Origin of the sequence: Kaistia soli DSM 19436 (assembly GCF_900129325.1) — a bacterium.
Taxonomy (GTDB): Bacteria; Pseudomonadota; Alphaproteobacteria; order Rhizobiales; family Kaistiaceae; genus Kaistia; species Kaistia soli.
The window spans coordinates 212786-228952 of record NZ_FQUP01000005.1; the positions used below are offsets into that span (position 1 = coordinate 212786).

The 16167-nt window shown below is 63.3% G+C and carries 12 protein-coding genes and 2 pseudogenes; 3 read left to right on the forward strand and 11 right to left on the reverse strand.

All coding sequences use genetic code 11. The features are described 5' to 3' along the window. Positions 1 to 17: 17 nt before the first annotated feature. The 6 genes from BUB39_RS20555 to BUB39_RS20580 form a co-directional block, all read right to left on the reverse strand. Complete coding sequence (locus BUB39_RS20555; protein ID WP_073057534.1) at positions 18 to 1064, reverse strand: aldo/keto reductase; 1047 nt, start codon at positions 1062 to 1064, stop codon at positions 18 to 20. Further along, entirely contained in the window at positions 1061 to 2107 is a 1047-nt protein-coding gene (locus BUB39_RS20560) for a Gfo/Idh/MocA family protein (RefSeq protein WP_073057537.1), read from the reverse strand. Before BUB39_RS20560 ends, BUB39_RS20555 begins: the two co-directional genes overlap by 4 nt. Next, positions 2104 to 4071 (reverse strand): D-apionate lactonase family protein, encoded by a 1968-nt coding sequence (locus BUB39_RS20565; protein WP_073057539.1) that lies wholly within the window; start codon positions 4069 to 4071, stop codon positions 2104 to 2106. Before BUB39_RS20565 ends, BUB39_RS20560 begins: the two co-directional genes overlap by 4 nt. Continuing rightward, a complete protein-coding gene (locus BUB39_RS20570) occupies positions 4068 to 5087 on the reverse strand; it encodes an ABC transporter permease (RefSeq protein WP_073057542.1) in 1020 nt (339 codons plus the stop codon). Before BUB39_RS20570 ends, BUB39_RS20565 begins: the two co-directional genes overlap by 4 nt. 20 nt (positions 5088 to 5107) lie before the next feature. Further along, positions 5108 to 6577: a sugar ABC transporter ATP-binding protein gene (locus BUB39_RS20575; protein WP_244540327.1), complete on the reverse strand. Its 1470-nt coding sequence runs from the start codon at positions 6575 to 6577 to the stop codon at positions 5108 to 5110. 104 nt (positions 6578 to 6681) lie between these two features. Continuing rightward, positions 6682 to 7656: a substrate-binding domain-containing protein gene (locus tag BUB39_RS20580; protein ID WP_073057547.1), complete on the reverse strand. Its 975-nt coding sequence runs from the start codon at positions 7654 to 7656 to the stop codon at positions 6682 to 6684. A 481-nt stretch (positions 7657 to 8137) separates the two neighbouring features. On the opposite strand from BUB39_RS20580, the gene BUB39_RS20590 reads away from it, so the two are divergent. Continuing rightward, positions 8138 to 8992, forward strand: a complete 855-nt coding sequence (locus BUB39_RS20590) for a sulfurtransferase (RefSeq protein ID WP_073057550.1) — start codon at positions 8138 to 8140, stop codon at positions 8990 to 8992. A gap of 75 nt (positions 8993 to 9067) precedes the next feature. Here BUB39_RS20590 and BUB39_RS20595 read toward each other — a convergent pair whose 3' ends face one another. Further along, positions 9068 to 9811: an SDR family oxidoreductase gene (locus tag BUB39_RS20595; protein ID WP_073057552.1), complete on the reverse strand. Its 744-nt coding sequence runs from the start codon at positions 9809 to 9811 to the stop codon at positions 9068 to 9070. 50 nt (positions 9812 to 9861) lie between these two features. On the opposite strand from BUB39_RS20595, the pseudogene BUB39_RS20600 reads away from it, so the two are divergent. Then, positions 9862 to 10143: pseudogene (locus BUB39_RS20600) on the forward strand (transposase); the annotation flags it as partial. 40 nt (positions 10144 to 10183) lie between these two features. Here BUB39_RS20600 and BUB39_RS20605 read toward each other — a convergent pair. The 3 genes from BUB39_RS20605 to BUB39_RS20615 all read right to left on the reverse strand — a co-directional run bounded on the left by BUB39_RS20605 (position 10184) and on the right by BUB39_RS20615 (position 13227). Continuing rightward, complete coding sequence (locus BUB39_RS20605; RefSeq protein ID WP_073057554.1) at positions 10184 to 11011, reverse strand: carbohydrate ABC transporter permease; 828 nt, start codon at positions 11009 to 11011, stop codon at positions 10184 to 10186. Next, positions 11012 to 11959 carry a carbohydrate ABC transporter permease gene (locus BUB39_RS20610; protein ID WP_210187118.1) on the reverse strand — a complete coding sequence of 316 codons (948 nt, stop codon included), beginning with the start codon at positions 11957 to 11959 and terminating at the stop codon, positions 11012 to 11014. It abuts the gene before it with no gap. Positions 11960 to 12030: 71 nt separating this feature from the next. Continuing rightward, the gene (locus BUB39_RS20615) at positions 12031 to 13227 is read right to left on the reverse strand and encodes an ABC transporter substrate-binding protein (RefSeq protein ID WP_210187119.1); all 1197 of its coding nucleotides are present in this window, start codon (positions 13225 to 13227) and stop codon (positions 12031 to 12033) included. 276 nt (positions 13228 to 13503) lie between these two features. Here BUB39_RS20615 and BUB39_RS20620 point away from each other — a divergent pair, with 276 nt between their 5' ends. Then, positions 13504 to 15240 (forward strand): FCD domain-containing protein, encoded by a 1737-nt coding sequence (locus tag BUB39_RS20620; protein WP_073057559.1) that lies wholly within the window; start codon positions 13504 to 13506, stop codon positions 15238 to 15240. Positions 15241 to 15623: 383 nt separating this feature from the next. Here the strand turns inward: BUB39_RS20620 and BUB39_RS20625 are convergent. Continuing rightward, a pseudogene (locus tag BUB39_RS20625) lies at positions 15624 to 16167 on the reverse strand (phosphomannomutase/phosphoglucomutase); the annotation flags it as partial.

Below are 16167 nucleotides of genomic sequence, written 5' to 3' on the forward strand. Positions count from 1 at the left end.
ATTTCGTGCTGGGCGGCTCAGACCGCTGCGTGGGCGGGCGCCGCGGGTAGCGGGATGTCTTCCGCGATGAGGTTCTCGGCGCGCAGTTCCTGCCAGAAGTCGTCCGGGATCAGATGCCGGACGTGCTGGACATTCTCGATGATCTCGCGTGTGCTCGAAGGGCCATTCAGTACGCTCGCCACCGCCTTGAAACCGAATGGAAACTGGAGAGCCGCAGCCGCGAGCGGCACGCCATGGCGGCTGGCCACCGCCTCGAGCCGGGTTACGCGCTCGATCACGGAGGCAGGGGCTGCCGCATATTCGTAGCGCGCAGCGCCGGAGACGCCGGTCGCCAGAATGCCGGAGTTGAACGCCCCGCCAATGACGATGCCGGCGCCCTCACGCTCGGCCCGCAGCAATTCGTCGGCATAGATTGTCTGTTCCAGCAGCGTATAGCGCGAGGCAACCAGGAAGGCGTCGAGCGGGTAGCGGTCGAGCAAGCGGTTGATCATGCCGCGTTCGTTGATGCCGGCGCCGATGGCGCCGATCTCGCCGGAAGCCTTCAACTCGTCGAGTGCGCGGAAGCCGCCCTTTTCGAGTTCTCCGAGCCGGGCCAACAGGTCGGTCTCGTCAGGGAAATAGCCGGTGTCGAGATCGTGGATATAGAGGATGTCGACCTTGTTGATCCCGAGCCGCTGCAGGCTGTCCTCATAGGACCGCAGGATTCCGTCGTAGCTGTAGTCATGCACATGATCGAAGGCGAGGCCGCCCTTCCACTTCGAACCGTCGAAGCTTGCGCGGTCACGTGGGCGGAAGAGCCGGCGTCCGACCTTTGTCGAAAGCACGAAGTCTTCGCGCGGCCGGCGATAGAGCGCTCGTCCGGTGCGATGCTCGCCTTGGCCAAGGCCGTACCAGGGTGCGGTGTCGTAAAAGCGGATGCCGTTCTCCCACGCGGCTTCCAGGGTGGCGCTGGCATCCGCTTCCGGAATGGCTTCGAAGAGATCGCCGAGCGGGCAGGTGCCGACACCGAAGACGGGCAGGCGGAGGTTGGTCGAGCCAAGCTGGCGGGTTGGGAAAAGGGTCATGCTGGCTCTCGCGGAAACCGGTCGGGATGAATAAGCGCGCCGCTGGCTGCCGAGAGATAGGCCGCCTCGAGCAGTGCATAGGTCGCAAGGCTGTCGCGACCGGAGGTCGCCGGCTCGATGCCGCGCCGTAGGCTGTCGATGAAATGGCGCTGGGTATGGACGACGCTGTCCTGGATCTGGGTCCAAGGCTCGCTGGTCCAGCCGCGACAGTCGTGAGGAACGGCGATGGTCCGGGTCGCGCCATTCGCATGCAGGGTCAGGGTTCCGCCGGCGCCGATGATCAGTGTGCCGTCGGTTCCCTCGATCTCGCCGAGGGTCTGCGGGAACGGATCTGGATCGCGCTTGGTGGCGTAGCTGAAGTCGAGGATCGAGGTCGCGCCATTGTCGTGACCGAGCAGGACGATGGCAGCGTCCTCGCCGGCGATGCCCGTCTTGATCTGTTGCGTCCGGCAGAAAACGCTGTTCGCCTCGCCGAACAGGAAACGCGCCAGATCGAGGAGATGGACACCAACATCCATGATGATGAAGCGTTTGACGTGAACCAGGTAGGGCTGGTTGGCATAGACGTTGATGCCGGTGCGCCAGGACAGGCGACCAAAGGTCAGTCGGCCAAGTTCGCCGCTGTCGACAATGTCGCGAACCTTGCGGAAGAGGTTCTGAAACCGAAAATCCTCATGGATCATCAACGTTACATTGGCGGCCTCGGCCGCGGCGACGATGCGCTTGCAGGCATCGAGATCCGGCGCGAAAGGCTTCTGCAGGATCACCGGCACACCATGTGCAAAGGCCAACCCGGCCAGCGGCTCATGCATTTCCATCGTCGTGGGGATGTCGACGAAGTCGAGTACCTCGGTCTCGAACAAGGCCTGGGCGCTGGTATAGACGCGTGCGATCCCGAATATTTCCGCCGCCGCCTTGGCCTTGGCGTCATCGAGATCACACACGGCGACGATCTCGACATCGTCGAACTCCGCCCAGCCATGCAGGTGGTTCTGCGCAAAGAAGCCGCAGCCGATGACGGCGCCTTTCAAGCGTGTCGTCATGGTGTCTCGCCCTCGAAAATCATGGCAACGGCGTAGGCGTCGAGCTCCAGTGTTCCACTTGCAGAAAGCGCGTTCGTGCCGCTGCGGAACGCCTCTGGTCGTGTCGCCGCGTTTTCGAAATGCGCGGCGTCGAGCGTGCGAACCCCAGCCGCGCCGAGGCCTGTCAGTCTCACCGTGACTGCACGCTCCGAGAGGTTCGCGAGCAGGAGTTGCCGATTGCCATTCAAGATCCAGCCGAGCGCCGCGATGGAGGGATGCGAGACGTCAACTGCCAGCCGCTCTTTGCCGGCGGCAGCGGCGAGATCGGCGACGACATGGAACAGCGGATAGACGCCCGTCTCCGCCGCACCGTCCCACCATGGGCGGGCATAGGCTTGCGGGGTCGATACCAGTCCGAATGGGCCCACCGGCGCGCCGAGAGCGAGCGTATCGATGCCAAACGCTGCAACGGTAGCGGCGTAGCCGACATGCCAGGCGGCACCCAAGAGGGCGCGCTGGCGCGGATCGGCATCGGCAAGGCCGACGCGGCGATTCTGCGGATTGGGTGTCGGTCCGGGTCCATATGGGTTGAGCCGTGCGCCGATGCCGATCGGGCCGATATGATGCGGCGCGTCGCCAGCGATCTGCCCTGCCGAACGGAGGATATGCGGCAGCGACTGCAGCGTTTCGATCACGGAGAGATCATCCGCAGCATGGACGGTCGGCGCCGTCGCATGCGTGATGAAATCGAACGTGCCCGGAGGTGGGCGCTTGCGATTGAGCTCCGTGAAGAAGGCCGGCGAGCCCCCGCCAGCCGGGATGCCCGGAAAGGACTCGCGAACTGCCTGATGGATCGCCGGCTCGTTTGGCGCGGGTGGGCGCGCCTCGCCGGGCTGAAACGACGCCTCGTCGACTTTCGGGAACACCGCGACCGACAGCGGGGTGATGCCAACTCCAGCGAGGAGCCGTGCTGCCGCGGCCACCTCCGGGCGCGGATCGGCTTCGGCAGTGATGAGAAGCTCGAACGAGACAGGAAGGTCCGCCGCGCTAGCCAGTTTGCCCGCCGCCTCGATATCATCAGGTACGTCACCTGCCGCCGGGTCGTAGCGGAGCAGCAGGCGCGCGCCCGCAAGCAGCGCGAGTTGCGGGGCGGCGGCCAGCGATTCCGCAGCAAGACGGGCTGGCAGACCGACGGCGATGCGGGGCAGGGGCACGCCCGTTGGCGCGCCGACAGCGACTTCGGCGACTGCTGCGTCGTCCGCCGCGCCGGAAACCGCTGAGCGCTCGACATCATCCTTGATCGTGATCGTCACGGATTGCCGTGTCGGCGTACCCGCCTCGAGCCGGTAGGGATAGGGAAGGCCGATCGGACGGCTATAGGTCTTGAACGAGGCATCGGACCAGTTGCGCTGGTCTTCCATTTCGAAGACATCGCCCGCGAAACGGACTTCGACCGAGAGTCCAGGCTCCGGGGAATGCGTGATGGCGCGGATGTCGAGCAGCGGCTGGCCGGGGCTGATGGCTTCCGGCATGACAAATTCTTCCCGCCCGCCCGATGCATGCTCGACCGCAAGGCGCTGGCCGACGACGCCATCAAGGGGATGCAGCACGACGAATCCGGTGCGGTTCGTCTCGAAATCCGTCGCGGGCAGGATGGTTGCGGTGGCTTCGAGCGTTCCGTTGGTCGATGCCGCAAAGCGGATCCTGGCCGAGAGGACCGAACTGCCGTTGCGGTAATGTGCTGCGCATTCCAGCGCGAAGAAATCGTCGTCCTGCTCGATCGTGAGGTCGGAGATTTCAGCGTCAGGCGTTCCCCATCCTGGCGTGCGGACCAGAAACGAAAGACCGCGCAGGATTTCACGGCTGTGCCAGCGAACCCAGCGCAGGGCGCCGCGATCATAGCTGGCCGAGAGCGGGCCGGCGGCGAGGGGCTGGACCGGCGGCTCAACGCTCGCCGTTCCGGTCAGAAAGATGGCGCGGCTCATCGCTTGTACTTCTTGATGAGGATATCAAACGTGACCGCACCGATGATGATCGCGCCGATGAGCAACTGCTGCACATAGGGCGAGACATTGAGGATCACGAGACCGTTCAGGAGGACACCGATCAGCAACGTGCCGATCACGGTGCCGGCAATGTTGCCGGTGCCGCCATAGAGGCTGGTGCCGCCGATGACGACAGCGGCGATCACGTTGAGTTCGTACTGGCTGCCAGCAACCGCCTCGGCTGAATTGAGCCGCGAGGCGAGGAGGAAGCCGCCGAGGCCGGAGCAGAGGCCGGTCAGCGCATAGACGCTGATCAGCGTGCGGTTGACGTTTAGGCCGCAGAGCCGGGCCGCCTCGGGGTTGGAGCCGATGGCGTAGACGGAGCGGCCATAGCGCGTGGAATGCAGCACCACCCCCGCGATGACGACGACCACGAGAAAGACGATGACGGGAACAGGGACCGCGCCAACCATGCCGCGTCCAAACCAGCCAAAGTTTTCGTCAAAGCCGCTGATCGGGCCGCCATTGCCAATGATCAGGGCGAGGCCGCGAAAGATCGTCATGCCGCCAAGCGTCACGACGAAGGCCGGAACGGTGAATTTGGCGACAAAGACACCTTGCAGCGCGCCGGCAATGCCGCCGACGAGGATCGCGGCCAATGCCGCCCAGTACCACGCGAGGCCAATGCCTCCCGACGTCAGTTCGAAGCGGCCGGTGACCCCGCCCTTGGCCACCACCGCCGCGACGAGGCCGGTCAGTGCGATCAATGCGCCGATCGAAAGGTCAATGCCGCGCGTCAGGATGACGAAGGTCATCCCGACCGCGACGATGCCGAAGATGGAAACCTGGCGCAGGACGTTGAAGAGGTTGAGAGACGACAGGAACCGCGGTGCCAGGAAGGTGAACAGCGCCATCAGCAGCAGGAGAAAGATCAGCGGCGCAAAGCGCGCGAGAAACGCGAGTGCGTTTGTCGGCGGCCGGGGGCGCACCAGGGAGGTCGGGGAGGCGAGGGACATGGTTTCAACCGTTGTGGGTATCAGGCGGCCGCCTTGGGGAGCGTCATCAGACGCATCAGGCTCTCTTCGTCGGCCTCGCGACCGGCGAGTTCGCCTGTCAGACGGCCGCTGCGGATGGTCAGAATGCGGTCGCTGAGCGCGAGAATTTCCGGCAGGTCGGACGAGATCAGCAGGATGGCGACGCCATCAGCGGCGAGCTCGCGCAAAAGGTGGTGCAAATCCAACTTTGCGCCAATGTCCACCCCGCGCGTCGGCTCGTCGACGATCAACAGACGGGGCTTCAGCACCAGCCAGCGCGCGAGAATGACCTTCTGCTGATTGCCGCCTGAGAGTGTAGCGATCGGCGCATCGGCGCCTGCCGCGCGCAACTTCAGCCGATCGCGAAACTGCTGGAGGGCCAGTCTCTCGGCCTTGCGGCGGAGGAAACCGAATGGGCCGGGACGAACGCTACCGACGGCGGCGAAGTTTTCGCTGATCGGTAGCGAGGGAAAGAGCGACTGATGCTTGCGGTCTTCTGGTACAAGCGCGACGCCCGCCGCGATGGCATCCCCCGGCCCGCTGGGCCGGAACGGATGGCCATTCAAGCGAATTGAGCCGCTGCCGATCGGATCTGCCCCGAAGATCAGGCGCGCGATCTCGGTGCGGCCGGCGCCGACGAGGCCGGCCAGGCCGACAATCTCGCCGGAGCGGACCGCAAAGCTGATGCTCTCAACAAAGGCCGAACGGGCCGAGCGGGGCCTGCTCGACAGATTATCAACCTCGAGCACGATTGCTCCCGGCGTCGAGATCGCGTGATGCCGGCCCTCTTCAAGCAGGTCGCGGCCCACCATCCAGCGCACAAGATCGTCAATGGAGGCATCTGCGATCTCCCCTCGCGCTACAACAGCGCCGTCACGCAGCACGGTGAAGCTATCGGAAAGCTCCTTGACCTCTTCAAGCCGGTGACTGACGAAGAGGATCGCGACGCCCTCGGCCGTCAGCGAGCGGATGACCGATTTGAGGCGGCCCACTTCCCGCGGCGTCAACGACGCAGTCGGTTCGTCCATGATGATCAGACGGGATTTCAGGGTCAGCGCGCGTCCGATCTCGACGAGCTGCTGCTCGGCAATGCTCAGATCCGCAACGCGTCGCCCCGGAGCGATATCGGCTCCGAGCTGCTGCATCACAGCCTCGGTCTTGGCAGCGATGCCGCGCCAGTCAACCAGGCCGATGCGGTTGACCGGCAAGCGGCCCGCGAAGAGTGTCTCAGCCACAGTCAGAGTCGGAAACAGACTGAATTCCTGGTGGATGGTCGAGATACCGCGCCGCTGTGCGTCGGTCGGTCCGGAGAACGCGACCACTTGTCCGTCGATGCGGAGCGTGCCGCCATCCGGCTGATGAATGCCACTGAGGAGATTGATCAGCGTCGACTTGCCGGCGCCGTTCTCGCCAAGAAGCGCATGCACCTTGCCAGCTGTGAGCGACAGCGAAACTCCGTCGAGAACGGTCACTCCGAAAAAATTCTTCGTAAGATCGTGGACGCCCAGAAACGCCTCATCGGGTGGCGCAACGCCACCCGATGAAACCGCGCCTCTGGCATTGCTGCCGGATCCGATCATTGCGTAACGGTGCCGATGCGCTCAGCCTCGGAAAGATTGGCCTTGGTGACGGCAATCGGCTCGACGAGGATGTCGGCTGAAGCCGGCTTGGTGCCCTCGCGAATGAAGTCGACCAGCGTCTTGACGGCGACGCGTCCCTGCTTGCCGGGGAACTGATCAACGGTTGCCGCGAGCGAGCCGTCGCTGACGGCCTTGAGAGCGTCCGTCGAACCGTCATAGCCATAGATGGCAATCTTGCCGTTGAGCTTGCGGGCCTCGACGGCCTGTGCGGCGCCGAGAGCCATGTCGTCATTGGCGGCGACGATCACCTGCGGCGCTTCAGGAAGGCCGGTCAGAATATTTTCGGTGACAGAGAGGCCCTGGTCGCGACTGAAGCGGGCGGTCTGCTCGGAGACGAACTTGTAGAGATCGGGCTGCTTGTCGAGGACCGTATGGAGGCCCTTGTTGCGGTCATTGGCGGTCTTGTCGCCGGGGATGCCCTGCAGGTTGATCAGCGTCGCACCCTTCGGGAACTGGGCGGCGATCGCCTCTCCCTGACGCTCGGCGCCCTTAACGTTATCGGCCGCCACATTGGCGAGAACCTCGGGAACGCCATTCACCGGACGATCGATGGTCACGACCGGCACGCCGGCATCGATTGCGGCTTTCACGGCCGGAGCGAGTGCGTCGGCATCGGCCGGGGCGATGATGATGCCATCGACGCCCTGCACGACGGCGGCTTCGATATCGGCAATCTGCTTCGGCGCACTCAGCTGCCCGTCCGCCCTGAGGATCTTCACCTTGCCGATCTTGGAGGCTTCATCTTCCAACTGCTCCTGCAGGAAAACGAAATGCGGGAAGGCGTAGGTGAGCGACGAAACGAGGATGGTGACCTCAGCGTCCTTACCCTTCGGCGCCGCCGAAGCGGGGAAAGCATGAGCAGCCGCAAGCGCCGCGAGAGCGATCGCGGCAATCGTTGTCTTCGTCGACATCGGTGGAAATTCCTTTGGGATTTCAGTGCCCAAGCGACCTGGGCAATCTTTACTCCACTATCTATATTGAATTTATCGTGTATGATTGAAGGTACGATTTTCTGTGCGGATCGGACAGGGAGAAACACAATTTCCATGCTGCGCAGGGCCGGCTTCCCAACGGCGCACCGGTCTAGTCTGATTGCCGGGGGGGCTTTGAGGGCTCCGCAATCGCTTCGCGTACTCGAAAAGTGGGGTGATCGCTGTCCGCGCGTGTGTGCGATATCCCCCCACTGCCGCCCAGGCGGCGGGAGATCGCGCAGCGGCGCGCTACCGCACAGGGGAGTTCGGCCCGGCCGATGGGGGCTTCGGCGCTGGCGACCGGCGCATGCCGCTCCTTCGTCAGGCGCTGCCCGATTCTGGACAGCTGATGCACATTGCGACCACGAACGACGGCGGCTACCCGCCTTAAGCGTCGTTCCATTTCTGCTGGAGAAAGACGATGAGTGATTGGCTTGTAACGACGGATTGGCTCGCATCGCATCTTGGCGATGACAAACTGGCCGTGCTCGATTGTTCCTGGTACCTGCCGGATTCAGGCAAGCAGGCGATCGACGATTTCCGTCGCAGCCACATCCCCACCGCTCGGTTCATCGATCTGAGCGCCGTGTCGGACCCCACCTCGCCCTATGTGAACATGCTGCCGTCAGCGGAACTTTGGGCAACCGAGATCGGCCGTCTCGGCATCGATAACGAGACGACCGTGATCATCTACGACGGCGGTTATGTCTCGGCGCGCCTGTGGTGGATGTTCCGCGTCTTTGGGCACGACAATGTGCGCATTCTTGACGGCGGTTTGCGTAAATGGGTCGCGGAAGGGCGGCCGGTCGAGGCGGGCGATGCCGGGCAGCCAACCCCTGCCGTCTTCGAAGCTGCTCTTCTGCCTGGCCGGGTCGCGGACATTGAGGATGTGCGATCCGCGCTGGGAAGCGGTGTGATCGTCGTCGATGCGCGCACGGCGGCTCGCTTCGATGGAACGGAGGGCTCAGGCTATCCGGGCGTCGCGAGCGGCCACATGCCCAACGCCATCAACACGCCTTGGGCGAAGTTCTTCGACCCAGCGAATAATTTCGCCTTCGTCGACACTGAGGCCGCGGCCAAGGTGTTTGCCGATGCGGGTGTCGATGTCCGCGGCCGAGTGATCACCACCTGTGGGTCTGGCGTTACGGCCGCCATCCTCGGTTTCATGATCGAGCGGGCCGGCAACGGGAACTGGACGCTCTATGACGGCTCCTGGCACGAATGGGGCCAGCGCGACGACACGCCGAAACTGACGGCCGCCAAGCCGGACGCGTGATTTCGGGTTGGTCCGCTGGGGCCCCAGTGTTCTGCCGGGACACTGGGGCGTTGCAGCAGCAATGGTCGTCCCGCGCTATCGTTCGTAGAATTTGTTCAGCCTGGGGCTGATGACGACCTCGTTGAGGCAGACCGAAGCGGGCTGCGTCGCGATGAACAGCGCGAGCGCTGCAAGATCAGCCGGCTGAAGCATCTCTGCACGCTCTTCTGATGACGGCGGCGTCGGACGCTTGTCGAGAATCGGCGTCGCGACCTCCGCCGGCAGGATGGCCGTCGAGCGGATGCCGTTGCGATATTCCTCCATGTTGATGCTTTGGCTCATTGCTACGACGGCATGCTTTGCAGCGGTATAGGCCGGTCCGCTCACGGGATGGATGAACTTGCCGGCCCATGACGCGATATGGATCAGCTGGCCTTGCCCGGCCTTGCGCATCGGATGCATCGCGGCGGTGGCGCAGTAGAATGCGGCCGACAGATTGCTGGCGATGAGCGTATCGATGCTGCTGCTAGTGAGGTCCTTCCAGGCACGGTCAACGATGTTGCCGCCGGCATTGTTGATGAGAATGTCGAGCCGCCCGAACCGCGCCTCGATTTCACCGACGATCAATTCTGCCGTTTCGGCATCGGTGAGGTCGCCGGCTCTGACAACGCTCTTTCCGCCGTCGCGGGTGATGGTCTGAGCCGTCTGCTCGAGCGCGTCCTGGCGCCGACCGGTGAGCACGACGGTACAGCCGGCGTCGGCCAGCGCGGTCGCCACCGCCTGTCCGATGCCGCTGCCTGCGCCCGTGATCCAAGCGACCTTTCCGACCAGGCTGTTCATGTGTGTCGTTCCCTGCAAGAGGATGTTGCTGATAGCGAATGGAGACGCGGAAGGGCAAGCGTGCCGGGCAAGTGCTGGCTGACCGCGCTTATGTCACCGATAGCCTCCAGGACATCATCCTCAATCAGGGTGGCCAGCCAGTCATTCCACCCCGCGGCCACCGCAGGAATCAGCGCTCCTATGACCGCATCGCCTACAAGCAGCGACGGGGTATCGTAAGTTCCTTCGCCAGACTCAAACAACGGCGCCGCATCGCAACCCGATACGACGATCTGGCCGCGAATTTCACAGGCTTGATCAAAATCGCAAGCGTCATGCTATGGCTCAACTAGATAATCGTCACCACAGCCTAAAGCCTTTTGAGTGGCGAGCTCAGCCCTTGATACCGCCGCTGACGAGTCCGTTTACGATGTGCTTCTGCATCGCGATGAAGAAGACAACAACTGGGAAGAGCACGATAACCGTCAGCGTCATGAAGGCCGGCCAGTTGATCGCAAACTGCCCTACCGCGGAATAGACCTGCAGCACCAAAGTCTTGTTGACGGGAGAACTCAGGAACACGGTCGGCGTTATGAAATCGTTCCATACCCACATCGTCTGGAAGACACCGACCGTGATCAGGATCGGCCGGATCAGCGGCAGGACGATCCGCCAGTAGATGCCAAAGGTGCCGCACCCGTCGATGCGGGCCGCCTCGATGATCTCGAACGGCACCGTGCGCATATAGCCGAGAATGAGGAAGTAACAGAAGATCGAGCCGGCGCTGTACATCACGACGAGCCCGTTCAGGCTGTCGACGAGATGAACCCGCGCCAGCATCTGGTAGAGCGGAATGAGTGTCGACTGGAACGGCACCATGAAGGCCAGCAGCAAGGCGGCTCCGAACAGCCTGTTGAGCGCGGTGCGCCGCGTGATCATGCCATAGGCCGCCATGGAGCCGATCAGCAGCATGAGGAACACTGATGCGCCGGTAATGTAGAGCGTGTTCAGCGCACTCCGCAGAATCGGAACGGTCCGGAACACGGAAAGGTAGTTGTCGAGGAACAGCCGAGACGGCAGGCCGAAAGGTGAATTGCCGGCTACCTGCTGCGTTTTCAACGTGTTGACGATGATATAGTAGAAGGGCAAGCCCATGATGACCGCGAGCGCGATCATGGTGATGCTGAGCAGGGCCAACATCTTGCTGTTCTGGCGGTGCATCTAAAGGCGCCTTTCAAGACGGCGTGAGATCGCGAACTGCGCGACGACCACGGCCAGCACCAGCAGCATGAAAACGACAGCGAGCGCCGAGGCCTCGCCGAACTTCGCTTCTCCCAGTCCCCGGCGGATGATCACTTGCGACAGCGTTGTCGTCGCATAGCCAGGGCCGCCTTTGGTCAGCGTATAGGGCAGGTCGAACACCTTGAGCCCGCCGGTGAGCAGCAGCATCTGACTTACCGTGACGGCCGGCGCGAGGAGCGGCAGCGTCAGATGAAAAAAACGCTGCCGCGCATTGGCGCCATCGATCGCCGCCGCCTCGTAGAAATCGCTTGGGATCGATTGCAGATAGGCGAGATAGAGGATCGCGTGCCAGCCGGTTTGCCCCCAGACGGAGACCAGCACCGTGGAAAGTCGCGCGAGCATCGGATCGGAGAGCCAGGGCACTGACCCAAGACCGACGAGCCCAATCACGGTGTTGACGGCGCCCGATGGCAGCGGCGACAGGATGAAGGACCAGACGAGGCCGAGCACGGCGATGCTGGGGATGGCGGGGAAGAAGAAAACCGCGCGGACGGCGTTACGTCCAAGGAAGTGCTGGTTCAGCGCGATGGCGAGCGGGATGGCAAGCGCCGTCACTACGATCGTCGTGGAGACGGCATAGAAGAAAGTGTAGCCGAGCGAGGCGATCATCGAGGGATCGGTGAATGCGCGGACGTAGTTTTTGATGCCGACGAAGCGCAGCGCACGCGAGTAGCCGTTGAAATCCGTAAGGCTGTACCAGAGCGTCTGGCCGAGCGGGATCAGGAAAAGTGCGAGGAAGACCACTGCGATCGGAAGCAGAAAGACCTGCCTCGCCATGGCCTCGCGCCACCAGTGGCGAAGTGTCTGCATGCGTGGGACGGTTCCAGGCAGCGCGACGCCGACGATCACATTTCTGTCGATGTTCACTGTGAACTCCACTAAGGGCGGGGCGGCCGTGGGAGGAGTGGCGGCCGCCCCGCTTCAGCCCGTTCGCGCGTCTACTGACTGTCGGCCAGCTTTGCGTCGAGGGCCTTGCCTACGTCGGCCGGCTTTATGCCGCCGGCGACCATGTTCTGGATCTGCGCCACCATCTCGGTGTGGAGCGCGTCTTGCGCGCGTGGCCAGGATGTCATCGGCAGATAGATCCGGCTCGCCTCGATACCGGCATAAATCGCGGCGAGTGCGGGATCGAGGTCGGGCTTGTAGTCCGCGGTCGTGGTGATCGCGCCGGAGGACTTGTGATAGAGTTTCACGGCCTCTGGCGAAGCCAAGAAGGTCAGGAAGGCTTCAGCCTGCTGCAAATGCTCGGTCGCCGAATTGATGGCATAGCCCGGCGATGGAGCGCCGGACAGGAAGCTCTCCCCGGACACCGGGCCAGGCACTGCCATGAAGTTCATCTCGATCTGCGGATTGATGCCGCGAATTGCTGGTAGATTCCAAGGTCCCGCGCCCATCATCGCGACCTTACTAGTCGCAAATTCATTGACGATCTGATCGTCAGACAGACCAAGAACATCGCGACTGATCAGACCATCGTCATAAAGCTTCGCATAGAGGGACAGTGGCCCGGTCCATTCCTTCTCGAAGCTGGTCTGACCTGAGAAGATCTTCTGGTCAACATTGCCGCCTTCCTTGGAGAAGGCGAGGCCAATAAGGGCATAGAGCGGCATGAGGTTGCCGCTCTGCACACCGTCGTAATAGGGCGTGATGCCAGCGTCCTTCAGCTTTTTCGCAAGGGCGAGGAACTCGTCCCAGCTCTTCGGCGGTTCAGTCATGCCGACCTTGTCGGTCAGCGCCTTGTTGTAGAGAATTCCGCCGCCCCACGAGGCGAGCGAGAGGCCATAGGCCTTGCCGTCCGCGCCATAGGCGGCGCGGTTCTGCGGGTTCATCGTCTTGATGAAATCGTAGCCCGAGAGATCCTTGACGAAGCCGCCATCAATCAGCGCGTTCTTGTTTTCGGCGGCGATGATGAAGACGTCCGCAGCCGTGTTGGAGAGGAGCCGCGTCTGAAGCGTCTGCACATATTCATTGACCGGCGGCGCGTTGGAGAAATCGATCCTGATGTCAGGATTGGCCTCCTCGAAGGCCGCGATCACCGGCTTCATCACCTGCTCGTTGTCCCACGAGAAGAAGCTGAGATGGGTTGGCTCCGCAACTGCCGGGACTGCAGCGAGCAGGCTGCCCGCGATCAGCATGGTCGCGGCCGCCATCCGCCGAAGACCGCGGCTGTGCCCTTGGTGTGTGCAATCTTTGCCGATCATCGAATCATTCCTCCCCTTCATGGTCTTGATGCAGCGAACCCTCCAGTTCGCCACAGGAGGGGCCGCGAACGGTCCCGCCATTCATCCGAATAAACAAAATAATGCTCCGTTGACAAGTCTCTATTTATCCGAACATTTGGCTTGTGTCCGCGCCGCGGGGTCCAGTTTATGGATCGTCGTCGGCGGTCTTGCCCGTGAGGAGATGCCCGATTGTCCGCGCCGATTTTCGCCGACCCCGTTCTCGACGGAGCGGCCGACCCGACCGTTATCCGTCGCCGCGGCACGAACGAGTGGTGGATGTTCTACACAAACCGGCGTGCCACCTTCGAAGGGCCGGGCGTCGCCTGGGTGCATGGCAGTCCGATCGGCATCGCCGTATCGAGCGATGGCGGCCGCAGCTGGCACTATCGCGGTACGGTGCAGGGGCTCGACGATCCCGCCGACCCCGGCCTCAATACGCATTGGGCACCGGAAGTGATCTTCGCCGAAGGCGAATATCACATGTATCTCTCTTATATTTCCGGCACGCCCGACCGCTGGCCCGGCCACAAACGCCAGATTGTGCATTTCGTCAGCGATGATCTCATGAGCTGGCGGCGCATCGGCCCGATCGCGCTTAGTTCGGACTACGTGATTGACGCTGCCGTCGCGCGCTGCCCGGACGGGCTCTATCGCCTCTGGTACAAGGACGAGGGCAACGGCTCGGGCACGGGTGTCGCGGCGAGCCCCGATCTTTATGAATGGACGGTTGAGGGCGTCGCCATCCCGCCGGCACCCGGTCACGAGGGACCGAATGTGTTCGCCCTCGGCGGTTGGTATTGGATGATCGTCGACGAATGGCGGGGCCTCGCCGCCTTCCGGTCATCCGATGCGCGCGCCTGGGACCGTCAGGGCCTCATCCTCGACCGGCCCGGCTCCGATCCGCTCGACCGCCAGATTGGACGCCATGCCGACGTTGTCCCGCTCGGTGACCGGGCCGCGATCTATTACTTCACGCACCCGCACTGGTCGGCGGCGCACACGGCAGAGGCAGTCACCTTCTCTGACCGGCGCACCGTGATCCATGCGGCGACGCTGACCGTCGAGAACGACCGGCTTGTCTGTCGCCGCGACCAGTCACCCGAGCCGCTCGGCGGCGGCGATGCCGGTGAAGATGACGCCATGGCCGCTACGGCTGTCGCGCCGTCATCGACGACCCGGGATGGGTCGTCCGGCGGCATGAAGGCTGCCCTCGGGCGGCCTCGTGTGCATGCCGGCATGCTCGAAACCCTGGTCGGGCGGATCCTCGGCGGTATCTACCGGGAGGGCGAGCCCTTGCCGGCGGAATCCGTACTCTGTACCGAGCTCGAGGTCAGCCACAGCGCATTGCGCGAAGCGCTGCGGGTGCTTTCTGGCAAAGGAATCGTAAAGGCGCGGCCGCGCCTCGGCACCATCGTGCAGCCGCGGCGCAACTGGTCTGTGGTCGACGCGCAGCTTATCGACTGGATGGTCGCAGCCGATCATGCCGACGCACTCCTCGCCGACCTCATTGCCGCCCGCCTCTGGCTGGAGCCGGCGGCGGCGGCGATGGCGGCTGGTGCCGCAACCGGCGCCGATCTCGCTGCGTTGGAGGCGGCGCTTGCGGAGATGTCGGCCGCCGCGCGGCTCGATGATATCAAGGCTTATGTGGCGGCGGATGCCGGTTTTCATCGTGCGTTGATGAAGGCGAGCGGCAACCGGATATTCGAGCAACTGGCCGCCGTCATCACGCCGACAGACGGTTATTGCCTCCGCGTCAATGCTCTGCGTGGAATTCGTCCGCGCGAGGCGGTGAAACTGCACGAGCGACTCGTCGACAGTATTCGTCTTCGTGATCCCGAAGCTGCCACGGCGATTGCCGCTTCGCTTCTGGCCGATGTCAGCGCCTCGCGCGTCCGGCGGGCCGTGGGCGCTACTGTCGGTGCATGAGCGAGATAAGGCGAATCTCCGTCTCCACCGGACATGCCGAGCACCAGTGCAACCGCTTTGGCGAGGGCAGGTCCTGGGTCGGTTCTGCGCATCTCGGCGACCGAATGTGCGGCCTTCTCAACCTTGTAAATTCGCCGGGGGCGCGCGCTTACAAGACGATCCACCAAGATTTCCTTGGGTGTGCGGCCTAGCTTCTCGGACCAGGATCGCATTGGTGCCTTACGGTGACAGACTGCCTCCGCGATCATTGGTCAAGGACGTGGATACCATGCGCTAACTTAATACGTCCGCCCAAGTCAGCTTAGTCACAGCCCGCTCTCGCGAGCGCCACGCTGGAAAGGACGGCTGTGAACAGGCGGCCTCAGGTGGCCACCTGTCGGTCGTCAGATCGTCTGGTTGTAGGCGCCGACTTCCGGATTCTCGCGCAGCACGCCGTCGATGGCATGGAACATCTCGCGCATCCGCGCCTCCGAGACCGGGCTTTCCACCACGACAACCATTTCCGGCTTGTTGGACGAGGCCCGCACGAGGCCCCAGGTCCCGTCCTCGTTGACGACGCGCACGCCATTGACCGTGACGAGGTCGACGATCGTCTGGCCGGCGACCGGCTCGCCCTTCGCCCTCATGTCCTCGAAGCGCTTCACCACCTTGTCGATGACGCCATATTTGGTCTCGTCGTCGCAATGCGGCGACATCGTCGGCGATCCCCAGGTCTTCGGCAGTGCGTTCTTCAGCTCCGACATTTTCTTGCCGGGGTTGCGATCGAGCATGTCGAGGATCGCGAGCGCCGAGACGAGACCATCGTCATAGCCGCGGCCGACCGGCTTGTTAAAGAAGTAGTGGCCCGACTTCTCGAAGCCGGCGAGCGCGTTCAGCGCGTTGACGCGGCGCTTGATATAGGAATGGCCGGTCTTCCAGTAGTCGGCC

Excerpts from the sequence above, each read along its gene's own strand:
- BUB39_RS20555 (WP_073057534.1), bottom strand. The coding sequence starts at position 1,064 with ATGACCCTTTTCCCAACCCGCCAGCTTGGCTCGACCAACCTCCGCCTG.
- BUB39_RS20560 (WP_073057537.1), bottom strand. The coding sequence starts at position 2,107 with ATGACGACACGCTTGAAAGGCGCCGTCATCGGCTGCGGCTTCTTTGCG.
- BUB39_RS20565 (WP_073057539.1), bottom strand. The coding sequence starts at position 4,071 with ATGAGCCGCGCCATCTTTCTGACCGGAACGGCGAGCGTTGAGCCGCCG.
- BUB39_RS20570 (WP_073057542.1), bottom strand. The coding sequence starts at position 5,087 with ATGTCCCTCGCCTCCCCGACCTCCCTGGTGCGCCCCCGGCCGCCGACA.
- BUB39_RS20580 (WP_073057547.1), bottom strand. The coding sequence starts at position 7,656 with ATGTCGACGAAGACAACGATTGCCGCGATCGCTCTCGCGGCGCTTGCG.
- BUB39_RS20590 (WP_073057550.1), top strand. The coding sequence starts at position 8,138 with ATGAGTGATTGGCTTGTAACGACGGATTGGCTCGCATCGCATCTTGGC.
- BUB39_RS20595 (WP_073057552.1), bottom strand. The coding sequence starts at position 9,811 with ATGAACAGCCTGGTCGGAAAGGTCGCTTGGATCACGGGCGCAGGCAGC.
- BUB39_RS20605 (WP_073057554.1), bottom strand. The coding sequence starts at position 11,011 with ATGCACCGCCAGAACAGCAAGATGTTGGCCCTGCTCAGCATCACCATG.
- BUB39_RS20615 (WP_210187119.1), bottom strand. The coding sequence starts at position 13,227 with ATGCTGATCGCGGGCAGCCTGCTCGCTGCAGTCCCGGCAGTTGCGGAG.